The 23,355-nt window shown below is 55.4% G+C and carries 15 protein-coding genes; 3 read left to right on the plus strand and 12 right to left on the minus strand.

Annotated elements, in window-relative coordinates; genetic code table 11:
* The coding region (locus tag DSM3645_RS31340; protein WP_237564812.1) for a hypothetical protein at window positions 1-407 on the plus strand (407 nt) is incomplete at its 5' end.
* Between the two features lie 237 nt (window positions 408-644).
* Window positions 645-5,519, plus strand: coding sequence for a phosphorylase family protein (locus DSM3645_RS13195; protein ID WP_002652692.1), 4,875 nt, complete (start codon window positions 645-647; stop codon window positions 5,517-5,519).
* 996 nt (window positions 5,520-6,515) lie between these two features.
* Here DSM3645_RS13195 and DSM3645_RS13205 read toward each other — a convergent pair.
* From DSM3645_RS13205 to DSM3645_RS13225, 5 genes are all read right to left on the minus strand, one after another.
* A complete protein-coding gene (locus tag DSM3645_RS13205) occupies window positions 6,516-10,343 on the minus strand; it encodes an efflux RND transporter permease subunit (protein ID WP_002652694.1) in 3,828 nt (1,275 codons plus the stop codon).
* Between the two features lie 9 nt (window positions 10,344-10,352).
* Window positions 10,353-11,633, minus strand: coding sequence for an efflux RND transporter periplasmic adaptor subunit (locus DSM3645_RS13210; protein WP_002652695.1), 1,281 nt, complete (start codon window positions 11,631-11,633; stop codon window positions 10,353-10,355).
* The gene (locus DSM3645_RS13215) at window positions 11,630-12,133 is read right to left on the minus strand and encodes a MarR family winged helix-turn-helix transcriptional regulator (protein ID WP_002652696.1); all 504 of its coding nucleotides are present in this window, start codon (window positions 12,131-12,133) and stop codon (window positions 11,630-11,632) included. The genes DSM3645_RS13210 and DSM3645_RS13215 overlap by 4 nt, the downstream gene beginning before the upstream one ends.
* Before the next feature lie 91 nt (window positions 12,134-12,224).
* Window positions 12,225-13,154 (minus strand): hypothetical protein, encoded by a 930-nt coding sequence (locus DSM3645_RS13220; protein WP_002652697.1) that lies wholly within the window; start codon window positions 13,152-13,154, stop codon window positions 12,225-12,227.
* A gap of 129 nt (window positions 13,155-13,283) precedes the next feature.
* Window positions 13,284-14,561 (minus strand): outer membrane protein assembly factor BamB family protein, encoded by a 1,278-nt coding sequence (locus DSM3645_RS13225; RefSeq protein WP_002652698.1) that lies wholly within the window; start codon window positions 14,559-14,561, stop codon window positions 13,284-13,286.
* Window positions 14,562-14,701: 140 nt separating this feature from the next.
* On the opposite strand from DSM3645_RS13225, the gene DSM3645_RS13230 reads away from it, so the two are divergent.
* On the plus strand, window positions 14,702-16,471 hold the full coding sequence (locus tag DSM3645_RS13230; RefSeq protein ID WP_040351823.1) for an ABC1 kinase family protein: 1,770 nt from the start codon (window positions 14,702-14,704) through the stop codon (window positions 16,469-16,471).
* 7 nt (window positions 16,472-16,478) lie between these two features.
* Here DSM3645_RS13230 and DSM3645_RS13235 read toward each other — a convergent pair whose 3' ends face one another.
* The 7 genes from DSM3645_RS13235 to DSM3645_RS13265 all read right to left on the minus strand — a co-directional run bounded on the left by DSM3645_RS13235 (window position 16,479) and on the right by DSM3645_RS13265 (window position 23,324).
* Entirely contained in the window at window positions 16,479-16,673 is a 195-nt protein-coding gene (locus DSM3645_RS13235) for a hypothetical protein (protein WP_131282540.1), read from the minus strand.
* Window positions 16,674-16,863: 190 nt separating this feature from the next.
* Window positions 16,864-18,057 (minus strand): type II secretion system F family protein, encoded by a 1,194-nt coding sequence (locus DSM3645_RS13240; RefSeq protein ID WP_002652701.1) that lies wholly within the window; start codon window positions 18,055-18,057, stop codon window positions 16,864-16,866.
* Window positions 18,058-18,081: 24 nt separating this feature from the next.
* The gene (locus DSM3645_RS13245; RefSeq protein WP_040352535.1) at window positions 18,082-19,788 is read right to left on the minus strand and encodes a GspE/PulE family protein; all 1,707 of its coding nucleotides are present in this window, start codon (window positions 19,786-19,788) and stop codon (window positions 18,082-18,084) included.
* Window positions 19,789-19,837: 49 nt separating this feature from the next.
* Complete coding sequence (locus DSM3645_RS13250; RefSeq protein ID WP_002652703.1) at window positions 19,838-20,164, minus strand: STAS domain-containing protein; 327 nt, start codon at window positions 20,162-20,164, stop codon at window positions 19,838-19,840.
* A 22-nt stretch (window positions 20,165-20,186) separates the two neighbouring features.
* Entirely contained in the window at window positions 20,187-20,672 is a 486-nt protein-coding gene (locus tag DSM3645_RS13255; RefSeq protein WP_116344403.1) for a response regulator, read from the minus strand.
* 28 nt (window positions 20,673-20,700) lie between these two features.
* The gene (locus DSM3645_RS28265) at window positions 20,701-22,188 is read right to left on the minus strand and encodes a sensor histidine kinase (RefSeq protein WP_050769374.1); all 1,488 of its coding nucleotides are present in this window, start codon (window positions 22,186-22,188) and stop codon (window positions 20,701-20,703) included.
* 242 nt (window positions 22,189-22,430) lie between these two features.
* Window positions 22,431-23,324, minus strand: a complete 894-nt coding sequence (locus DSM3645_RS13265) for a methyltransferase domain-containing protein (protein WP_040351824.1) — start codon at window positions 23,322-23,324, stop codon at window positions 22,431-22,433.
* Window positions 23,325-23,355 lie beyond the last annotated feature (31 nt).

Consider the following 23,355-nt stretch of genomic DNA (forward strand, 5'->3'; position numbering starts at 1 on the left):
CAATCGTACGACAAGAGCCACCAAAATCATCAGCAGACGTTTGCGGTGAAGTGGTAGCGGCAAGCAATTCAACCGGTTGGCCTAGCCAGTTCGCGCACCTTACTTTTTCTAGCGGAAGCATCAGCCGTCGCGACGATCGCCAGCCGATTGCGATCGCTCTTGTTGTTTTGAATTCGTTCGTAATAACTGCGAATTGTCGGCGAACGCCGGATCCCTTGCGTTGCGGCGCGGGATTGGCTGGCGATGGATGGAGCAGGCTTCAGGGGTGTTTTGATATTAACGCACCCTACGAAACGATTCTAAGTAAAAGCTTGCATCGGTGTTTCGGGCCGCTGCAACTTGGGGGCAAATCGAATGTTTGCTCAGGACACGCCATCCTGATGCACTTTGAGACCAATGCGGCGTAAATCGTAGTGCCAGGGCGTTGGCGTCGCCGAACTGATTCTGCAAAGCGACCACATCGGCGTATCGCTACTAAAGCGAGTCGAGTTGCTAACAATTGCCTTGTTATTCCGTTAGAATTTCGATTTCTGTTCTGGGAACACTGCGATCAAACGGTCCCTACAATAAAGTATTGACCTGCGATAGCCCATATAATGCACGAGCGTTTGGTACAAGCCTAAGCCATCACAAATTGTTGAAATATGTCAGACACTATCAACGTCAAAACCCTAAAAGGAAAAGTCGACTTCGCAATCATCACGATCAGGCCGGACGAGTACAAAGCAGTCTTGGATCGGATACCGAACCGGAAGGCGGTGATGGGAGGTAATTGGCTATATGAATACGCAGACGTTGAAACCGCTAATAACGAGTTTGTTAGCGTTGCGATCGCGAGAACGCAAGGCCAAGGACATGGACCAGCACAACAGGTCGCCAACAATATGGTTCTGGACCTTGAGCCGAAGTGGTTCGTGCTAATAGGAATCGCTGGCGCGTTTCCAAATGACGATTTTTCCTTGGGTGATGTCATATTGGCCTCTCGTATTGTCGACTTTGCAGTCCAAGCCGCCAATGATGGTGGGACGACCGAATACGCTACTGGAGGCGGACCAGTTCACCGGGACGTGCAAAACCTACTGAGTTGGATTCCAAGTCAGGAAAACACGCTGGGGGACTGGAATACTGAAGGCCAGCTGGGTTCCGCAAGACCTATGCTGGAGATACCGCAATCGGCGTCCGACTCTCGCATCTATGGCGGAGAAGAACATCAAGTTACGATCCTTAAGTCGTTACGTCGCCACTTCGAGACGATCAGGAAGCCAAAGTACCATGACGGTTGTTTGGCAACATCCAACACGTTGATCAAGGATGCGTCGCTTGTTTCTCAGTTCAAAAAGGTGGCTCGGCACATCGAGCTTGTTGAAATGGAGGCTGGCGGTGTCTATTTCGTCTGTCATGACCGCCACATTCCGTTGCTCTGCATAAGAGGCATCAGCGACGTCGTCGGATTCAAACGCGGACCAGAATGGACCGATTTTGCTTGTAACACAGCAGCGGCTTTCTTCGTTGCGGCTGTTAAGAATCTCCCGGTTGCCGTTTGGGGGCCCACTTTGTCACCAAGGGAGCCGCCAGAATCTAAACGGACAGATAGGGTCGCATCCGATACCACACCGAACGTAGCGGACTTACGTGCCACGATGTTTCGCGTTTCGGATTGGCTTTTGCGATATGAGCTAACCGATGAGGAACGAATCCATTTTAGTGTTGAAGATGCCCTTAGTGAGCTCTATTCGGAACAGACCGTGTCACTATTGCTCGGAAGTCCCGGCAGCGGCAAGACGTGTCTATTGGCGCGCATCGGAAGTAAATTCATTACTCAAGGATTTGCCATTCTTGCAATCAAGGCTGATTTGTTTCCGCACAACAAGTCACTAGACGAATGGGCGCGTGAGGAATTAGGTAGCGACCTGACTTTCCACGAATTGGTGCAAACGGTTTCTGCGCGAGAGCCCGTTGTAGTGCTGGTGGACCAGCTTGACGCGTTGGCAAATACAGTGGACCTAACGTCGTCCAGATTAAACGAATTACTTGTTTTTATCGCGAGATGCAGCAGACTGCCGAATGTCCACGTCATCAGTTCCTGCAGGAATTTTGATTTTTCGTACGATCCACGATTCCGACGGATGAATCCGCGAACCTACTTGCTTGAGCTACCGACGTGGGAGCAAGCCAGCGAAAAGCTGCGTGATGCAGGAATTGACGCGGAGCAAATCCAACCAAAGTTAAAAGAGTTGCTACGCACGCCACAGCACTTGTCGATGTTTCTCCGGCTGAAAACTCATTCCGGAACGCGAGCATTTGAAACTTACTCTGAGATGCTGAGTGCGTTTTGGGACGCCACCGTAAGGTCAGCAGACGAAATGGCATTTATTAACCAATTGACGAAGAGATTGGTTGATACCGAGTCAATTTGGGTCCCGATGGCCTCGATTGAAATTGATGAGACCGTTGTAACTAAAATGTGTTCCGCAGGTCTTCTGGAGCGTGAGAACAACCAACTAAGATTCTCCCACCAAACCATTCAAGAATACGCGGTGGCGCGGCTGTTTGCCGAATTAAGTGTTTCGCTTTCCGAATTTGTGCTGAAGCACCAAGACACGATATTTAAGCGTCCAACGATCTGGGCCGTGCTCACCTATTTAAGAGACATCGCCAAAGAGAGATACTCGACTGAGGTCGATGCAATCCTGAAGCATGAACCCCGTCCTCATGTGAAGTTTTTACTTGTCGATTTTATTTGTCGTCAGCCTAGCCCGACAGAGCACGAAATCGCCATCATTGGAAACTCACTTCGAGACGATGGACTTAGGTTAAGGATTCTCGTCGGGATAAACAACAGTCCGGCTTGGTTTGAGGCGCTCAAACATTCTCATTTGCCCAGCATCATGAGCAACCCGGATCTTGAGCAGTGGCCAATGATTAACGTGCTTAGGAACGCATGGACATTTGACTGGGAAGTTGCGTTCAGTTTGGTCAAGAAACACTGGGCGAGACACCAAGAATTTGATGGGATGACGCTACAAGTGATGGAACATTGTGGTAGATGGATTCCGGATGTCGTTTGGCTGATTGAGCGAATAGCAACGAGAATCAAGCAAAGCAATGGTCGCAATTTTCAGATTGAGATCATCGTTGGAGTAATGTCTATTGATGCACCCGAAGATGCAGCACGACTCGCTGCGCGAATTATTTCTACCCCGACCAACGTGCAACCGGATTCGAAAGGCCGTTACAACAGTCCGTTGGAATCACGGGATCGATGGTATGACCTGGAAGAAATCGCGAAGATTGCACCGGTTGTTTTCTTGAGTGAGATAACCCCTTGGCTCGTTGCGTCAGCGAATGAGTTTCATGGCGGATACCAAGGTTCGTCACGCGCACATTATGTTGGTAGTTGCTGGGCGCTGGATGAACAGGAATATCCTGCTGAAGCGTCGATCCTGACGGCGATTTGCAAATGCGTCGAAATTGTCTCAAAAGAGAATCCTGAGACGTTTGTTAGCTTGTTCAGGAAATACTGGCAATCGGAGAACGCCATCGTGCATCGAATATTCATTGACGGACTGATCAATGCTGTTGATGCGTGTACCGAAGAGGTATTTGAGTACCTTATGGGCGACGATCGTCGATTTACGGTTGGACAGGATAACGAATGCCAGGGCTCGCAATCAGTGAAGTTAATCAACGGCCTATTTCCTTATCTCAAAGAGGGACAACAGGAACGTCTCGTCGAGAAAATAATGCAATGGAGCCAATACAAACCAGAAGTTGAGCTTTGCGAATCACAGCTTGAATGGGACCGAGAGGCGCGACTCTATTTACTCATAGCAATTCCTGAGAAGTACCGTTCGGAAACTGTGGCTGAGTTGATTGAACAAGAAAAAACGGAATTGGAGAATTGGGGCCGAGAACGCAAAAGCACGCATTGGGGGCGCGTGACGACGATTCCGCCTATGAACCACACGAAAATGGCTACAGCATCGGAAGATCAACTCCTTGACGCATTTTCAAAGCCAAAAACCGGCAATGGAGAGTGGATTCCTGTTGATGGTGGATTTGAAGAGGAAGGCGGAAGCGAGGCTGCTGCAGACGAGCTTTCAACACTAGCGGAAACTAATCCGTCGAGAGCGGCAGAGATCATCCGGTTGCTGGTCTCGAAAGGTCTGACGACGAATATCGATCGTACCTTGCGAGGGTTTTCAGCATGCGAGGATCGTGATCTCGTTTTCTCACTCGCTAAGGAAATCAGTGATGCGTGCGCCGAAAGCGAGGCGTTTCGATCTGCCGCGTCTGATCTATTTCGCTCACATTGCAATGATGATGGCCTGCCCGAAGAAGTCATCGCTCTCTTGGAAACATGGCTCGCGAAACCTTGGGATACCACTCGTTCAGTCGTTGTCGAAGACGACAAGAAAGAGTGGAGTCCTGAGCAGAGCTTTCTCTGGGCGAATCTGGGCGCGGTAATCGTCGATACCGATAATTCTTACTATACGCTCATCGCTCTGACTCAGAGTCTGCTCAGCAAGAACAATCCTCAGGGTGACAGGTGGATTGCCTTGCTTTCTTCGCATCTCGATAACGAGGTCTCGTACAAGACGTGGCGAATGTTTTGTAACAGCCTGCGTTATGTGCGAAGATCCTACTGTTCGGAGGGAATGGGAAAGGGCATGATCGCTAAATTGTTTACAAAATTCCCGCAACTTGCATCTGAAACGTTTGGTTGCAGGTTACTCGCAATGCTCGTTACATTTCTCGACCTCAATTTCCAAAAGGTGATTTTTGAGCGCCTTACCGAGTCCGAGGATGAATTCGACCAACAAGCGGGTGGCGAACTCATAACGCTTTGTGCTTTGTTGGATGAAACGTCGGAATGGGGAATGCCGTTACTAAATAGTCATGTTTTTCCGAACGACGCGAATAATGCTCCCCATCCGGCCTTTTTGGTAGGCGTCGCCCACGCTGCATCGAATCTATGGAATGACCTTAATAAGCCACGCGAGTGTTCAAGAATCATCGCTCAGGTGGTTGGCTATGGAGATGCAGGCGCGACAAATGCCATTCGACAGTTATTTTGGAGTGAGATTGCGTTGCCGGCCGATGAGCAAACCTCTGGTATCTTGCGAAAGTTAACAGAGAAGATTGAAGCGGTTAGCGGAGCATTGGCAGAAGAGGTGCTATGTCGGTTAACCGATATTCTTCCGCATTTGCGACCTGAGATTTTGGCCTTTGCTCAGCGTTTGGTAGAAAAGCGATTTGACGAACTTCGGCGTCGGGAATTCAATGCACATGAAGTCGGGCCCTATTTGGTCGATATCGCAATGACTCTCCAGCGTTTCGAGGACACAAGATCAGCGGGGCTAGACCTTTTCGAGACGCTTCTTTGCGCAGGTCTTGACGAAGCAAACAATGCGCTGAAAGACGTTGACGCGGTGGACGAGGTCAACCCCGAAGGTCGTCGCACGCCACGCCGCCGACGACGACAACAAAGAAAGAAGAATCAGAATTCTGAAGAATAAAGTTGGCCGGGTCTTGGACTTGACGTTCTTGGTGGACCGGTCGCACGACGATCTTGAATCAATCGCAATAAATACTTCGGTCGCACTGATCGAAGTGGGGGCGACTGAACTGACTCCAGCTATTTTATCGAGATCGACTCCGGGACCAATGTTGCAACCATTGCAAGTGCCCCGCACAATGCGTCATTTTGACCCAGGACGAACCGACCTTGGTCACAATCGGGCATTCCGTTTTGCGCGCCGCGAGTCCATCGGCCTCTATGTGCAACGATGCATAGGTCCCTACTTCACTTTTGCGAAGGCGTCTCCACGCAGCTGACGGGGACTTCCCGTGGTGCAGTAAAGTCTTGTTTCAGAATTGCAGTTTACGGAGGATTTCGTTATACTTTATTCACATCTTTTCATGCGCAGAGCAACCCGCTTCCATCGGCGGAAACGCCGTGCTGTGGTTTGAATCGCCAACTTCGAGAAAGGTTGGCGGCGTTGTTTGCTGCGCGCACTTGGGAAGCGGATCGCGCGGCGTTTGGGGGAACGATGGGGCTAACTCAAAAAAACAGGTGCAGTCCGGTCCAATGTTGGGGGAATGTCGAATGCGGGGATCGTTGGACTCCAAAAAACTCGCAGCGGTCCAGTCCAGTCCCATCTTTCAAACGGGAAAACGGGGCGATCCAGTCCGGTCCAACCTTTCGAACGGGAAAACGGAGCGATCCGGTCCAGTCCCACCTTTCGAACGAGAAAACGGAGCGATCCAGTCCAGTCCCGCCTTTCGAACGGGAAAACAGAGCGATCCGATCCAGTCCCAGCTTTCGAACGAGAAAACGGAGCGATCCGATCCAGTCCCAGCTTTCAAACGAGAAAACGCGGCGGTCCAGTCCAGTCCCAGCTTTCGAACGAGAAAACGGGGCGATCCGGTCCAGTCCCACCTAACGGACAAAAAAAGGGCCAGTTGGTGAGAACTGGCCCGGGAGTGCGTGGGGGAAATTTTGGGAGAGATTGCTAGATGCCGTATTTTGTCTTCTCCGACTCGGTTGGGCTCGTGCCGTTGGCGCCATTTTTCCCATGCGAGCCGTTGCCTCCATTGGTTCCTTGATCGGTTAGGACAAAGTCATGGACGGTTTCTTCCGTCGATTCGTGCGACGTGGCCGGCAAGGCGCGGGTGACGCGCGGCGTTTCGAGCTTTGCGGTTTTGCCCCAGATCATCCGGACCAGCGCTTCGTACGTTTCCACCGTCAAGCTGAACAAGCTAGGGACCAGCACCAGCGTAAAGATCGTCGACAGAATCAAACCGCCCAACACGACGCTGCCGAGGCCGCGATACAGTTCGCTGCCGGAGCCGGGGAACATCACCAGCGGCATCAGTCCTAAGACGGTGGTTGTGGTGGTCATAAAGATCGGGCGAATACGAGAGCCGACGCTTTCCAGCACCGCTTCGTCCAGTTTCAAGCCGTCTTCACGCATGTGGTTGAGCGCCTGATGCACGATCAAAATGGGGTTGTTCACCACGGTGCCGATCAAAATCACGAAGCCGAGCATCGTGAGCACGTCGAGCGACTGCAGCACGAAGAGGTTCAGCAGACTCAGTCCCAAGATCCCGCCTGCGGCGCCGAGCGGCACGCTGAAGATGATCACGAACGGGTAGAGCCATGATTCAAATAAGGCCGCCATCAACAGGTAGGTGATGAGCAGCGCCAGCATCAGATTGAAACGGAGCGAGGTCCAAGTCTTGCCTAACTTGTCGGCGGTGCCGGCCAGATTGATGCGATACTCTTGGCCCAACTCGCCGCTGGCTTCCAGCGGTTTGATGATATCCGACGTGATCAGATCCATCGCCTCTTCCAGCGGAACGGTCGGCGGCGGAGTCACTTCGATGATGATTGACCGGAGACGTTCGCGATGATTGACTTGCTCGGGGCCGCTGTTGATTTCAATATTGGCGATCGCCCCCAGCGGCACGATCGAGCCTTGCGGAGTCGCGACCGGCAACGCTTCGATCTTTTGTGTCGCGTCGGCGAATCGCGTTTCGCCTTTGATGGTGACATCGATCTTCTTCCCTTCCAGGAAGTAGTCGCCGGCATAGGCGCCGTCGACCAGTGCGTTGACCGCGTAGCCCATGTCGGTACTGGAAAGGCCGATGTCAGCCGCTTGAACCCAGCGTGGAGTCACATGGACTTCGGGGCTGGAAAGATCGAGACTCGGGACCGGGCGAATTTGCGAATTGGGAATCAGTTGGACCGATTGTCGCAAGATGTTTCCGCCCAGCGTAACCAGTTTCGGCAGTTCGGGACCGGTGATTTCGATTTCAATTTTTCGTCCGCCGGTCAGCCCTCGTTCAAACAAGCTGGACTGCGATGCGACCGCGAAAGTACCCGGCAATTTGCCGCTCACTTTTTGAATCAGCGGGATCAAGTCGGCGACCCGTTGCTCGTCGTACGATTTCAAGCCCATGAAGACCTGGCGACCCCGCGCGACGAAAAAGAAGTCGCGGATCGCTGGAAACTCGCCTTGGTTGAAATCGGGATCGGTCGGATTGACGTCCCAGTACGGTTTCAGGTCGGCCTCGACAACTTCACCCAGTTCCATCAGCTGATCGAGATTGTAGCCCGGCGGCGGCAACAACACGCCGAAGACCAGGTTGCGATTGCCGTTGGGCAAATATTCGACCTTGGGCCAGAACGCCCAGCAAAGGAAGATCGCGCCCGCGGTAATGGCCGAGATCAAAACCAGACGGCGGATGACGCCATGCTGAAACCAACGATTGAGCCCGACGATGCCGTTGACCATTCGCTGACCAGCATGCGAAATCGTACTTTCGACGGTTCCCATCCGATGACCGTCGGCGGCGATCTCGGACGGTGCGTTTCGCGGGTCGCTGATCTGTTTGTTGGAGTCGTGATTCTTATCGTCTTCTTTACTGAACAGACGCGATGCGGCGACCGGAATGACGGTGATCGATACGACCAGCGATAAAGCGACCGCGGCGCTGATCGCCAGCGCGATGTCCGCGAACAATTGCCCCGCTTCTTCCTGGACGAAGACGACCGGCAGAAACACGGCGACGGTCGTCGCGGTCGAAGCGAACACGGCGCCCCACACTTCCGACGTACCCCGAGCGGCCGCCGCCAACGGCGAATAGCCCTTCGAGTAATAGGTGTAAATATTTTCGAGGACGACGACCGCATTGTCGACCAACATGCCGACGGCGAACGCCATGCCGGCGAGACTGATCACATTCAGCGATCGCCCTAAGGCGCCCAGAATCAAAAACGTGCCGACGATACTAATCGGAATCGCCAGCGCTACGACTAAGGCTCCGCGAGCGAACCAGAATCCAGACCCGATTAAAATCGCCATACAGAGGACAAACCACCACGGGCTAAGATAAGCGGACGCGATCGCCGAAGCCATGGCGAACGGAATCAAAATCAGCGTCCGTGCGCCCAAGTGCAAAAAGAGCATCAGCACGCACATCGTCAAGGCGCCGCCGACAAAGATATTTTCTTGGACCAATCGGATCGACGACTTGATGTAATCGGTCTCGTCATAGACCTGGGTCAACTCGAGATTGTTGTCTTTCAGCACGCCGTCGTTCAGCATATTCATGGTCGCTTGCAAACCGTCCATGACATCCAGCACGTTGGCGCCGGTTTCGCGCATGCAGTTGATCGCGATGCTTGATTCGCCAAAGCGGCGAACGACGCTGTCCGGCTTTTTGTGCCCTAGTTCGACGCGGGCCACATCGCGGACAAAGACCGGTGCGCCGTCGCGAACGGCGAGCAGTTGGTACTCGACCTGCTCCGGCGATTTAAACTGACCAAGGGCGCGCACGACGTAGCGGCGTTTTCCTTCCCAGAAGTCGCCGGCCGACGTGTCTTGGTTTTGGCTGACTAGAACACGGCGCACGTCGGCGATGGTGATTTGGCGAGAAGCGAGCAGCTCGGGATCGACGATCACTTGCAGTTCGTCTTCCAGGCCGCCGTTGACGTTGGATTGCGAAACGCCGGAGACGCGTTCGAATCGCGCTTCAATTTCATCCTCGGCGAAGCGGCGATAGTTCATCACGTCGAACTGTTTGGGGGAACAAAGCACGACAAATTCGGGGTGATCCTGAGCTAGCAGCTGCAAGCGATAGAGGAGCTCAGAGTTGTTGTCGACTTCGTCGCGGGCCTTCGTCAGTTCGGGCGCAAGCTGAGGGTTCGCGTGGGCGAAAGCATCCAGTTGATGTTCATCAAAAATGGGGGGAGGGAGAAGCTTGACATATTCGGGATTGGTCAGCGCGAGCTTCCGCAAACGAACCATCAAAACGGCCGGGTTATCGGTCGCGCGGGCCTGTTTCAAGGCCTCCGCCTGATCGGGATGTTCGTTAATAAATTTCGTATACCGGGCTTCGCTCGGCATCCGCGCGCTAAGCATGAACCAGGCGATCGGTTTGTCGGACGCGTTGCTGGTGGTGATGACCGGCTGGTCGGCGTCTTCGGGGTAGTCAGGAACCTGGGCGAGACGACTGTTAACCAGCAACAGGGCTTCGCTCATGTTGGTGCCGATCAGAAACTCAAGCGTGATCGTTCCTTTGGAGTCCGCGCTTTCAGAGGTCATCTTGCTGATGCCTTCGACGCTTTTCAGTTGCTCTTCCTGCTCAACGATGATCTCTTGTTCGACCTCTTGAGGGCTGGCGCCGGTCCATTTGGTTTCGACGGTCAACGTGGGAGTATCCACTTCCGGGGTCAGCTGCATCGGCATGCGGAGCAGCGCCACCACGCCGAAGAGCGAGACGAGCAAGACGCCGACCGCGACTTTGACAGGATTGGTGAGGAGTGCGTCGATCATGACAGGGCCTTAACGCGGTGCGCGACTAGTGGAGGTGGGACTGGAGAGCGATTCGGTGCGAGCGAGCACGTTGATCGCCTGGCCGGGACGAAGCCGTTCATTGCCGCGCGTGACGACTTGGCTGCCGGGAGGAATTTGCCCGATGATTTCGATCCGATCACCGCTGGTGACGCCCAGTTGGACCGGAACCAATTGCACGATCGTCGTGTTATCAGGGCCGGGAGCGGTGATATAGACGGCCGCTTTACCGGCGCCGAGCACCAATGCGTCTTTCGGGCAAAGGAGCGCTTGCTTGGTTCCGCCGGTCGGCAATTGAACGCGAGCCAACATGCCGGCTTTCAGCAGCGGCACGCCGTGTTGAATTTCGTTGGTCACGCGGACTTTGACCGGAAAAGTGCGCGTTCGGACATCCGCTTGCGGGACGATCGCGACGACGGTTCCGGTAAAGATTCGATCGGGAATCGCAGAGACGTCGATGCGAACTTCGGCCCCAAGAACAACGTACGGCACATGGTGTTCGGCGACATACGCTGTAATGTCGACTTCGTCCAATTCCACGACATCAACCATATCGGCGCCCTGCTCGGCCCACGATCCGACATCGGTATGTTTGCGGCTGATATAGCCGTTAAAGCGGGAGCGGATCGTGTACTTTTTGAGTTTGTCTTCGAGCTCGCCGACGACGGCCTCTTGCACTTGAACGCGAGCCTGGGCTTGAGCGATCTTCTCGATACGCGGGCCCTTGACCATCAATCCGTGCGCCGCTTCGGCGGCATTGAACGCTTCGCTGGCGGCTTCGGCGGCCGAGACCGCTTCGTCATACTCTTCTTTCGAGCTGACGCGGCGGGTTTCGTAGAGATCGGCGGTGCGATTGCGGCGCGCGACCAGGTAATCCTTCCGCGCTTTGGCCGACATCATTTCCGCTTTCGACTGGGCGAGTTCTTCTTCACGGCTGCCGTTTTTCAGTTCCTCCAGCTCGGCCGTGCGAAGCTCGAGTTCCGCTTGGGCGGCGGCAATTTGCAACTTGATCGTTTCGGTCAAGATTTGAGCGATCGGCTGGCCCGCTTCGACGGCGTCGCCTTCGTCAAAGTAGAACTCTGAGACGCGGCCCGCGACGGCGCTGCCGATGACCGCTTCGCGACGCGGCATCACGGTGGCGACAAACGCTTGACTGGAAGAAACCTCCGCTTCTTCCAGCGGCGCAATGACGACCGGCGCGGCGGGCTGCGCCAGAGCGGTTGTGACGCTCGCAATCGCCAACAGGGCGCTTAAGAACAAAGGGCGTTTCATGAGGACGATTCCTGTTGCTGTGGGGTGAGAGCGGCGTCCATCAAGAGCATGGGGCTGGACGCAGGGGGGGATAGATTGTTTAAAACTCGCTTCAACAGCGATTGCAGCTGGTCGATCTCTTCGCAGGTCATACCGGCAGTCGCTTGCTGACGCGACTCGATCAGGCAATCGACAACTTGTCGCCAGACCGGCGCGGCGCCGGGAGATACCGTGATCAGTTTGCGGCGGCGATCATTGGCTGCCGTTTTCCGCACGATCCACCCCATCGCCTCCATGCGGCACAAGATGCCTGCAAGCGTCGGCGGTTCGATCATCAGCCGCTTCGCAAGGTCGGCCTGAGTTAGTTCGCGATCGTGAATCAGCCAGGCCAAAACCTGAAACTGGCGGAACGTAATGCCAAACGGCGCTAAACGCTCGTCAAGCGTTTGCTGCATCGTATGCGCCGTGAGCCCGATCCAATAGCCGATGCTCGCGTGAAAATCGTAATGTAGAGGGTCCATATTTCCCGCTAGTAATTAGTTAGCCTAACTAACATAATTATTCGCTAGCAAGAATGGATCGCAAGAGCAATCTGGCGAGAGCTGCCGATTATTACCGACTTCGTCCACCCCCCCGACCGACGTAAAACGACGGGTCGTCGATAATCCAGGGGGTCGACCAGCTCTTGCCGTCATCATGGTTGAAGATGTTAAAAAACATTCCCTGCACCGATTCAACCGTGAAATTGTAGGGTTTGTGGGAGCCGACCAGGTCTTGCGGAGTTAGGTTGTCGACCCCTTCCGAGATGTAATAGTGGCAACGCCCATCCGGCGTAAATGACATGCCGATGGTGTACCAACCGGTTTCCGTAATTTCCGGGCCGCGATAATCGCCGCGTTCCGATCCGCGAATGACCCAGAATGCGCGAGAGCCTTCTTCGGTCACGCGATGTTCAATGAAGATGCCGGGCCAGCTTTGTTCACGTTCGGTCTTGGATGAGCTGAAGAGTCCGCCGCCGCCAGCTTTGCGGCGACTGCCGGTTACGGTGGCGCGGAAGCCAAACGAAGCGGCGGCAGTGTATTGCTCCCATTTCTCAAACGGTTGCAAATAGACGCGAACGACGCAGTTGGGATACGAGCCGGCGGAATAGGAGCCGGGGATGCGGCAAATCAGATCGTCCTGGCCTAGCTTGCCGTTTGGCCGGCCGGGGACGTTTGACTGCAGCGTCATTAGCAGCAGCGAGCCTTCGCTGCCTGGGATGCCGTCTTGGGGAGTATGGAAGCGTTCGATGTGATCGGGATGACCACGCTTGGAACTTTCGCCCCACATCTTGTTATTCGACATTCCGCCTGGCAAGCGGGTCTGATTGTCTTGCTCGTGACTGGCTTTGGGATTGTTGGGAATGTACGCCCATTCTTCATTTTCGAAGTCGTCGTACCAAATCCGCGTGCCGGAACCGGGCACAACCGGCGACTGGGCCGCCGCAAATTGGGCGAAGGAAGCAAGACCAAGGAAAACGCAGAAGACCAAATTGCGTGGCATAACAACTTCTCAAGTGACGCTAGTGATAGCGGGATAAAGAGGTAACAAGCAGCGCCCTAGCCGACGTATCGGCGTAGGACGGGTTGGGATTTCAGAAAACCAAGCGGATTGCGGTCGGATTTCGCCGAACTACTGAGGACCAATCGCCCACAGGGCTTTGAACGTGCGGAGATAAATCCGTCCCCCCGAGATCGCTGGCGATGCCGAAATTTCTTCGTCAAGCTTGTTTTCGGCCAGAATCTCGAACTTGGGACCTGGTTTGACCACCGTCACCTGACCGTCCCGACTGGTGAGATAGATTTTACCGTCGCCAAAAACGGGCGAAGCGCGATGGCGGTCACGGTGGGTTCGTTCTTCATACAGTTCCTCGCCTGTTTTACGATCCAGGCAAATCAGGTTGCCGTTTTCGCGGCAGAGGTAAACATAGTCACCCACTGCTAGCGGCGAAGGGACGTCTGGCGTCGTGTCGAACTTCCAGAAATAGCTGTCGGCTTTGTCTGTGATATTGCCTTGCGAGTCGGGTTTGACCGCGACCAGGATTCCGCGTTTGGCCGACGGGACGACGATTAGGCCGGGCGCAGCCAGCGGCGATGCGACGAATCGAAGCGTCTCGTCATAGCCGGCCGGCGGATGCAGACCGCCGACGCGCCACAATTCTTTACCGCTTTCTAGGTCATAGGCGATCGAGTAGTCAGCGCCGTGCGTGAGCAGAAACTTCAGTTGCCCGTCATCGTAGATCATCGGCGAAGCGTACGAATGCTCGCATTCGGCGTAAGCGTCGCTTTCTCGTTTGACTTGCCAAACTTCGCCGCCGGTCTCGGCATTGAGTGCGATCACTTTGGCGCCGCCGCTATGGATCAATTGCAAGTAAAGCTTGCCGTTGTCCAGCACCGGGGTCGACGTCATCCCAAACTGAATGTCGAACTTGCCAAAACGATCCTGGACGTTCGTTTTCCAGATCTCCTTGCCGGCAAAGTCAAAACAGGCCAAGTCGCCGGTCGTAAAGAAGCACCAGACGTGCTTGCCGTCAGTAACTGGAGAAGGAGAAGCCGAGTTCCCTTCGTCACTTCGCACGACGCGATTGCCGCTGCCGACCGATTTTTTCCAGAGCTGTTTGCCGGAAGTGTCCAGGCAAATCAGCACCAAGTCGTCCCCCTCGACCGAAGTCAGGAAGATATGGTCGTCCCAAATCACCGGAGTAGCGCCGGCGGCGCCGGGCAGTTCGACGCGCCACGCGACGTTCTGATCTTTCGACCATTGCGTGGGCAGGTTCTTTTCGTGGCTAATGCCGGCGTTGTTGGGACCGCGCCAGTCAGGCCAGTTTTCGGCATGCGCGACAGCGCGCGGCAATAGAATCGTCAGGCAGGCGGCGGTCAGGAGGGAGCTGAGTAGGATACGAGAAGGCATGGTTTCGGTCTCGGTAGGCGGAAAAAACGACCAAGAGGGTCTAGTTTCCGGGATTTGGGGCGGCAGGTCAAGCAAAGCGGGGGCTGCTCAAGGGGTGAAGTAAGCTAGAATAGTGAAGAACTTCCCTAGGCGAAAACTGCATGCGATTGTCCAGCATCCCCCAGCTTTACCGCAACATGAACCGCGGCACCGAGATATTCACGGTGCTCAGCCGGTATGGATTGGCCGATTGGATTCATCAATTGAATCTTGATTTCGCCAAGGGAATCTTGAAGGCGAACGATGGCGAGCTGCTCTCGAAGTACTCGCGGGAAGCTCGCATTCGGATGGCGATCTCCGATCTGGGGCCGACTTTCATCAAGCTGGGCCAGATTCTGAGCACGCGCCCCGATATTGTCGGCGTCGAATTGGCCGACGAGCTGAAAAAGCTGCAGGCCGACGTTCCCGCCGATTCGTTTGACGCGGTTAAGAAAACGCTGGAGTCCGAACTTTGTCAGCCGATCGAATCGATCTTCGCTCGATTTGACGTCGAGCCGATTGCTTCGGCCTCGATCGGACAGGTCCATCTGGCCGAATTGCTCAACGGCAAAACGGTCGTCGTGAAGGTGCAGCACGCGGCCATCGAAAAGAAGGTCAACGAAGATCTCGACATCTTGGCCGGTTTCGCAGCGTTAGCCGAACGCTTGCCCGAGTTCGCTCCGTATCGCCCGACGACCACCGTCGCCGAGTTCCAACGCGCCTTGCGACGCGAATTGGACTATGGCCGCGAAGAGCGGAATATGTTGCAGTTTGCGGCGCAGTTTAGCGACGACGAAACGGTTTTGATTCCGGCCGTTTATTCCGAGTATTGCACCTCCCGCGTGCTGACCATGGAATATATCGAAGGAGTCAAGCTGTCGCAGCGCGAAGCCCTGGAGGAAATGGAGGTCAACTTCGCCGAGGTCGCGCGTCGCGGCGCCGAGCTGTATGTCAGCATGATCTTCGACCACGGCTTTTATCATGCCGATCCCCATCCCGGCAACATCTTGGTCTTACCAGGCGACGTGATCGGCTTGCTTGATTTTGGGATGGTGGGCCGGATCGATGATCGTCTGCGGGAAGAGATGGAAGACTTGCTGGTTGGTCTGACTAGCGGCGACGCCGACATGCTGAGCAGCGTCATCATGCGGTGGGGAACGTTGCCGAAGGAGCTGGATGACAACAGCCTGCGTCGCGAAATCTCGGATTTTATCGGCGACTATGCGCATCGTCCGCTCGAGAAGATGAACTTTGGCGAAGTGATCAACGACATGTTCAGGATCATCCGGAGCTATCAGATCGCGTTGCCGCCCCAGGTCGCCATGTTGCTCAAGACGATGGTGATGTTAGACGGCACCGGGCGACTGCTGGACCCCGAGTTTAACCTGGTCCAGCTGCTGCAAAGACATCGCCGACGGATCATGATGAAGCGGTTTTCGCCCAAACGGCGCTGGCGGAAGTGGACCCGGTTTTATCGCGAGATGGAACGTCTGGCCGAAGTCGCGCCGCGGCGCATGTCGGAAATGCTCGAGCAGGTTCGAACCGGCCGCTTTGACGTGCATCTGGATCACCGGATGTTGGGGCCGACCGTCAATCGGTTGGTGACCGGAATCGTCGCGAGTTCGCTCTTTCTTGGCTCAGCGCTGATGCTCAGCATGAAAGTGCCCCCGCTTCTGTTTCATCACCGAACGCCGGTGGTGCGCCCCTTGGAAGAGACGTCCGACAGTGAGCAGACGCCGCCGGCGCAGACTCAATATACGGACGATACGTCGTACATGGGCATGCGCGATATCTCGATCATGGGCATGTCCGGCCTGATCATCAGCTTCGGCATCTCGTTGCGCCTGCTGTTGGCGATCAACAAGTCAGGGCACTTGGATCGACCCGAGTAGAGGCGAATTACGCCGCGCGGCGTTGGTCTGCTTCGACCGGGACCGGGATCGGCACAACGCTTGGCTCAGCCGTGGGGCGAGCGGTGAGGGACGCGAGCAAGTCTTCGAGACGGCGATTCAGCACGTCCAACTCTTCTAAGACGTAATCTTGGCGAGCGTTGATCTCTTCGACGATATTGTTGCCCAGTGGTAACTTTAGCAAGGGATGCTCCTCGTCGATGGTTGGCTCAAAGCTGTCTACCGAAGATCGGCCAGCGCAGCCCTTGCTGTGCACGCGCGGAAGCGCCGCGAAGAAAGATCGCGCGGTGCGAGTGAGAAACTTTGACGCCTGCGCAAACCATGTCCGGCAGCTGTCGCGGTTTTCGCTAGCAAGGAGGCGCCATCTGCCTGCGCTAGACGTTCCGTGATAGCGAGAAGATGGGTAATAACAGCGCCATCGCGATGCCGCCGACAACGGCGCCCATGACGGTGATCATCAACGGTTCGATCAGGCTGGTCGCCGTTTTGATCGACAGGTCGACCTCTTGGTCGTAGTGACGACTAATCTTATTGAGGACTTCTTCCAGACGTCCCGTTTCTTCCCCGGCCGAAATCATTTGAACAACGGTCGGCGGAATCAGTTTGCTTTTGGCGAGCGTTTCGTGGATTTGATTTCCAGAAGTCACCGAGTCGATCACGGTTCGCCAGAGCTTGTCGTAATAGTAGTTTTGGCTGATATCGGCCGTCAGTTCGAGCGACATCAGCACCGGCACGTCGGCGCGAACCAGCGTTCCCAGCGTGCTGAGACTACGGGCGATCGTGATTTTTCGCAGCAGCGGACCGAGAATCGGCAGGCTAATCTTGACGCCGTCGATCGTTTTGCGACCGCGCTCCGTCTTGCGAAAAAAGTAAAAACTAACGCTAACGGCAATGATCGCGGCTAGCCAGGCCCACCAATAGTCGAGCAAGATGTCGGAAGCGGCCATCATGATGATGGTCGGAGTCGGCAGCTTCGCGCCTTTGCGTTCAAACAGCGGCGTGAACTTGGGAAGGACATAGGTCAGCAGAAAAATCGTGACCGCAGTCGCGAGCACGACCATCACCGCCGGGTAGGCCAGCGCTGCGCGGACCTTATTGCGAATCTCGACTTCGTTGCGCATGTAAGCGGCGATACGTTCGAGCATTTCGCCCAACATGCCGGTCTGTTCGCTCGCTTTGACCAGCGAGATATAGGTCTTATTGAAATGCTTCGGATACTTCCCTAAGGCGGCCGAAAAGTCTTCGCCTGACTCGACGCTGCGGCGGATATCGACCAGCAGCGTTTTGAGCGCTTCGTTCTTCTCTTGGGACGAGACCGACTCGATCGCGGTGGAGAGGTTGATGCCGGTATCGACCATCACCGCCAACTGATTGGTGAAGTAGATGATGTCCGACTTGCTGATTCGAGACGGAAAGAGCGAGCCTCCTTCCGTTTCTTGCTCGAGCGACAAGACATGCATCCCGTCGCGGTGCAGCAGCATCTGCGCTTCTTCGGGCGAGCCGGCGTCGACAGCGCCTTCGTGCACCTGACCGAGAGAATCGCGAGCTTGGTAAGCGTAGGTCAACATGGATGGGGCTCTTGGCGACTAGGGTTAGGTTGTTCCGGACATCGAAACGTCGCCGGTGGCGTGCAGCACTTCTTCAATGGTCGTGATGCCTTCACGAACTTTGCGGAAGCCGTCATGCTGCATCGTGATCAAGTTTTTGCTGCGAATCGCGATGCGCCGCAGTTCGCCGATCGGCACTCCGGCGACGACGGCATCACGCAGTTCATCGTCGATCGTCAAGATTTCGTGGACGCCTAGTCGACCGCTATAGCCCGAGTTACGGCAGTAGCGACAACCGATGCCTTTGCGGAAGACGGGGATTTCGTAGCCCATCCGGTCGAGCGTTTTTCGCAAGTTGCGCGGCGGCTCGTACGATTCGCTGCATTTCGGACAGATGCTTCGGACCAGTCGCTGCGCCAAGACCATGTTGAGCGCGGCGCCGATCAAGTACGGCTCGACGCCCATGTTGATCAATCGCGTCACGGCCGAGACGGCGTCGTTGGTGTGGAGCGTGCTGAAGACCAAGTGCCCGGTCAGGGCCGCTTGAATCGCGGTGCGTCCCGTTTCTTCATCGCGAACTTCACCGACCATGATGACGTCGGGATCTTGGCGGAGCAGCGTCCGAAGCGCCTTCGAGAAAGTAAGTCCGACCCGCTCTTGCACCTGAAATTGATTGATCAGCGGAATATGATATTCAATCGGGTCTTCGACGGTGCAGATGTTGTTTTCCATGGTGGCGATTTCGTTGAGCGCCGCGTAAAGCGTCGTCGACTTACCGCTACCGGTCGGTCCGGTCACCAGCACGATTCCGTTAGGAGCATGGATGTTCGCCAGGAATCGATCGAGAATATCTTCGGCGAACCCCAGGTGCTTCAGCACCAGCGTCACCTTTTTCGTATCGAGCACGCGAATCACGGTTTTTTCGCCCCGGTTGCCGGGGAAGGTGCTGACGCGCAAGTCGATCTTGCGCGAGTCAAGCATGACGTGCACGCGACCATCTTGCGGCAAGCGACGCTCGCTAATGTCGAGTCCGGCCATAATCTTGATACGGCTGTTGACCGCATTCAGCAGATGCTGCGGCACTTCGAGCGATTTGTGCAGCTTGCCGTCGATTCGATAACGGACGCGCATACAGCGCTCGGCCGGTTCAATATGAATATCGCTTGCGCCCTCTTTGACCGCGTTATAGATGATGTAGTTCACCAGACGGATAACCGGCGATTGGCCGGCGATTTCTTCGACATCGCCGATGTCTTCAATCGCGTCCTCGATCAGCGTCACTTCCGACTGATCGCTATCCTCAATGATGTCGTCGATGACGAACACCTTCGAGTCTGGCAAGCTTTGAATCATCCGGCGAACGTCGCGCGGAGACGACGCGACGATCTGCACCTGCTTGTCGGTGAGCGTCTGAATTTCGTCGATCAAAAAGAGATTGGAGATCTCGGTGACCGCGATTGTCAGAACGTCGTCGATCAAAAAGAGGGGGAGAACAAGGTTCTTTTCGATATACTCGCGCTGCAGGATCCCGATCACTTTGGGGTCGTACAATCGCGCTTCGAGCTTGGCGTAGGGGATGCCGTACTCGACCGCCAAGCACTCGATGATCTGATCTTCGGAGCAGTAGCCGAGTTCGACGAGAATCTCGCCGAGCAGCTTATTCTTCCCTTTGTTCTTTTGGTAGTCGAGCGCGCCTTCCAACTGTTCGATCGTAACGAACCCTCGTTTGGTGAGGACGTTACCTAATCGCATCGGGGCGCTCGTCGTGGGCGCGTTCATGGGGGATTCATTCCGGTGACGATTAGACGAAGCTCTTGACGGCTTCGATCATGTTTTCAAATACTTCTAAACGCTTGTCTAATCGGGTGATCTCCAAAATCTTGCGATTGACGTGATTGGCGGTGGTGATCTTTAATTCTCCCCCCGCTTCACGCAGACGCTGCTGCGCCGAAAGCAAGCAGGTCAAGCCGGCGCTGTCGAGCGTTTCGGTGCCGTCGAGGTCGACGATCACCCGATTACGTTCGCGCGAAAGCAAGAACGCTTCGACCGCATCGGCTTGATCTTCGCCCAGTTCTTCGGGCGTATGGACCACGACGACTTCTCCAAAAATTTCGGTCGGCAAGCTCATGGAAATCTATACGGGGACAGGTTTAGCGGAGGTAACTGATCGGCGGTTGTTCAAACGAGCCGGTCGTTAAGACCGCCTCGACGCAGTTGACGAGACCGCGGGGACTGAACGGTTTGGCTAGAATCGCGGCGATTTCGAGCGATTCGAGATTGTCGTCCGAGGTCATTTCGAACCCCTTGGCGGTCAGCATGATGATCGGCAGTTGACGCGTCGCTTCGTCTTCGCGTACAAGGCGACAAAGGCCGAGTCCATCCAGACGCGGCATGTGAAAGTCGGTGATCAGCAAGTCAGGCATTTGCTCTTGAATCGCTTCCCAGGCTTGTTGTCCATCTTCCACGCATTCGATCTCGTAACCACTTCGTTTTAGTTTGAACTCGGCGGCCCGCAGGATGTGCATTTCGTCATCGACCAACAAAATGCGTTTGCCGGCGGTCGACGAAGTTGTCGTTTGGTTCAATTCGGTCACCGCCTGCGGAAATGCGTCGAGATAGTTGGGGGACGTGTTCATCTTGATTGCCTTCAAGTCGGAACCAACGCTAGTTAACCGTTTCGGCCACTTGGACCGTAGGAAGTCGAATTCGGAACGTCGAGCCGACGCCTGATTCGCTGGTGACGTTCAATTCGCCCCCATGGACGTCTTCGACAATATGTTTGGCTAGCGGCAAACCGAGCCCGGTGCCGGACGCCATCTTTTGGTCTTTCTTCACGCGATAGAATTTCTCGAAAACGCGATCGCAATCTTCTGGGCTGAGACCGACGCCGGTGTCTTCCACTTCAAACACCACTTCACGATCCTGCAGGCGACTGCGGAGCGTCACTTTGCCGTTATCGGGGGTGTACTTCAGCGCGTTGGAGAGCAGATTGATCGCCGCTTGCATAATCATGTCGCGATCGACCAGTACCCCCAGATACATGGGGCTGAGATCGGAAATAAGCGTGATGTTCTTTTGCTCGGCGGTCGGATGGACGATGCGAAATGCTTCTTCCAGCAATTCGTTCAGCGAACGCGGCTTTTTGTTGACGTTGACCACGCCGGCTTCGATCCGCGCCAAGTTCAGCAGATTGTCGATCAGCCGCTGCAGGCGATCGGCCTGGCTGTTGATGACTTGCAAAAACTCGTCACGCGTTTGCTCATCTTCCGCTTCGCCGTCGGCCAGCAGTTCGACGTAGGCTTTGATGCCGGCCAGGGGAGTTTTCATTTCGTGACTGACGGCCGAAACAAACTCGGCGTTGCGGCGCTGAATTGCTTTGTACCCGCTAATGTCGCGCAAGACGGCGACAGCGCCATAGTTAGGCTCATCGGCGCCCATTTCGTTGTCGAGATGCTGCGCGATCGTGCTGACGGTGATGCGATACCAGTGCTTGTCATCCGCTGAATCAAGCAACTCGATTTCGCTCACACGCTGCGTCGGCGTCTTCCGCAGACGCGTCTCTTGCAGTAATTGGACGATCCCCTCCGACGCGATCGCGTCTGCGGCCATCGTCTTTTCCGCCAGATCGAGAATGCCGAACAATTCGCGGGCGACTTCGTTGGCGAAGATGATCTCGTCGTATTGATTGGTCATCATGACCGGCTCTGACAGCTTGTCGACGATTTCACGCATCTGTTCGTGCCGTAGCCCGGTCAAGTGCGCTTTGACTTCACTTCGTACGCGCGACTGTTGCAGCTGGCGCGCGTCGTCGGCCAGCAATTTCATGCGGCGATAGCATTGCTCCAACGGCGACTTCCACTTTCGCAACTCGCGGGCTTGGGGACAGGCGGCTTGGAGATCGTCGTGTTCCAACTGTTCGAGCGAGGCGGAAGCGAGTAATTGGAACTGGCAAATGGCGCGATCTTCGTTGACTTGAGCCGTTCGCCATAAGGCGAAACAGCAAATCGTGGCCAGCGCGGCGGCCCCGCAAGCGACCATGCCGCCGATTCCCAGGTCTCCGGTCACCAGGCAAGTAACGGTCGCCGCCGCGAACAGCAGCGCGCAGGCGATCGCGGCTATCAGTTCCGTGGCGATATGCGACTTCTTGCTCATCGTCTTACTCATTTTTCGTTCGGGTTTGCCCTAGCGGCGCAACGCCAGTGAGTGGGTCGCGGCGCATGGCGACCCGCTCGTCGTGGATTGACGTCTACCCAAAATTAGGTCGGACAACGCATTTGTCCAAAAATCGGCGCAATCGAACCCAAGGAGAAGCTACCCCTTTTCGGGGTTTAAGGCGCCGCAGATGCCGGTTATGCGCGTAGCGCCGAGGGAACGGGATGCCGCACAGAATTCAGTTATGCGACCTGAGGCCGCTTTTGCTCGCCGGCGCGAGCCACATGTAGCGTATCGCCCAACTGCGCCAGTTCGGCCCCAGCTTCGTATTGGAACGAAATTTCGATCACGTCGCCGGCCGAAACTTGCAGCGGCTGTTCGATCGGCATCACGAGAAATTGGTTGTGCCAAGGAATGACACGCTGGTCTTCGATCAGCACCGTCAGCGCGTTTTTGGTGATAAAACGAACCCCATTCAATTGACCGTCTTGGGCGATCTCAAATTTGCCGCTCCACGCGATATCGGATCGGAGCGGTTTGTCGTACCAGACCATGTGATGAATCGCCGCTTCCGCCAGCACTTTGGTGTCAGCATGGTCGTCAGCCGGCGCCTGAAAGAGGGGACCTGTCGCCAGGAAACCCTCAAACACAAAGTCCTGCTCCACAGGCTGGCAAGCCAGCAAGGTTCCTTCAGGAATAAAGCGGGGAAGCGCCGGTCCATGGGCTTGCTGGTAGTTGCGTTGAAACGCCGAGATCACTGCGATCTGTTTTTCTCGGAGCAGGCCGACATGCAACATCTCGCAAATGACGAAGTCGACCGGAGTCGGCGGCGCGAATTCGGCTGCGTCGGCCTGGACGATATGAACCTGCTGCGAAACGTGATTGTCGCGCAGGATTCGTTGGGCGGCGTCGACCAATTCGGGATTCCGTTCGCAGTACCAGACTTCGGCGCCGGCTCGCGCCGCGAAGAACGACAGCACTCCGGTGCCGCCGCCAAGATCGACCACTTTATCGCCGGGGCGGACCGTCGCTTCAATCGCTTCTCGAAAGCTTTGCATTCGATAGCGATCGCGCAGCATTTCAAAGTGATAGTGCAGTGGAATGAACTGTCCAAGAACTTCGGCGGCTTTGGGCATCGATTTTACTTTGATTGGCGAACTAGGTTTC

The organism is Blastopirellula marina DSM 3645, from assembly GCF_000153105.1.
Taxonomy (GTDB): domain Bacteria; phylum Planctomycetota; class Planctomycetia; order Pirellulales; family Pirellulaceae; genus Blastopirellula; species Blastopirellula marina.

Coding starts and splice junctions, on each gene's coding strand:
- DSM3645_RS13230 (WP_040351823.1), top strand. CDS start 14,702: ATGCGATTGTCCAGCATCCCCCAGCTTTACCGCAACATGAACCGCGGC.
- DSM3645_RS13195 (WP_002652692.1), top strand. CDS start 645: ATGTCAGACACTATCAACGTCAAAACCCTAAAAGGAAAAGTCGACTTC.
- DSM3645_RS13225 (WP_002652698.1), bottom strand. CDS start 14,561: ATGCCTTCTCGTATCCTACTCAGCTCCCTCCTGACCGCCGCCTGCCTG.
- DSM3645_RS13245 (WP_040352535.1), bottom strand. CDS start 19,788: ATGCGATTAGGTAACGTCCTCACCAAACGAGGGTTCGTTACGATCGAA.
- DSM3645_RS13210 (WP_002652695.1), bottom strand. CDS start 11,633: ATGAAACGCCCTTTGTTCTTAAGCGCCCTGTTGGCGATTGCGAGCGTC.
- DSM3645_RS13220 (WP_002652697.1), bottom strand. CDS start 13,154: ATGCCACGCAATTTGGTCTTCTGCGTTTTCCTTGGTCTTGCTTCCTTC.
- DSM3645_RS13240 (WP_002652701.1), bottom strand. CDS start 18,057: ATGTTGACCTACGCTTACCAAGCTCGCGATTCTCTCGGTCAGGTGCAC.
- DSM3645_RS13215 (WP_002652696.1), bottom strand. CDS start 12,133: ATGGACCCTCTACATTACGATTTTCACGCGAGCATCGGCTATTGGATC.
- DSM3645_RS13205 (WP_002652694.1), bottom strand. CDS start 10,343: ATGATCGACGCACTCCTCACCAATCCTGTCAAAGTCGCGGTCGGCGTC.
- DSM3645_RS13250 (WP_002652703.1), bottom strand. CDS start 20,164: ATGAGCTTGCCGACCGAAATTTTTGGAGAAGTCGTCGTGGTCCATACG.
- DSM3645_RS13255 (WP_116344403.1), bottom strand. CDS start 20,672: ATGAACACGTCCCCCAACTATCTCGACGCATTTCCGCAGGCGGTGACC.
- DSM3645_RS13265 (WP_040351824.1), bottom strand. CDS start 23,324: ATGCCCAAAGCCGCCGAAGTTCTTGGACAGTTCATTCCACTGCACTAT.
- DSM3645_RS28265 (WP_050769374.1), bottom strand. CDS start 22,188: ATGAGCAAGAAGTCGCATATCGCCACGGAACTGATAGCCGCGATCGCC.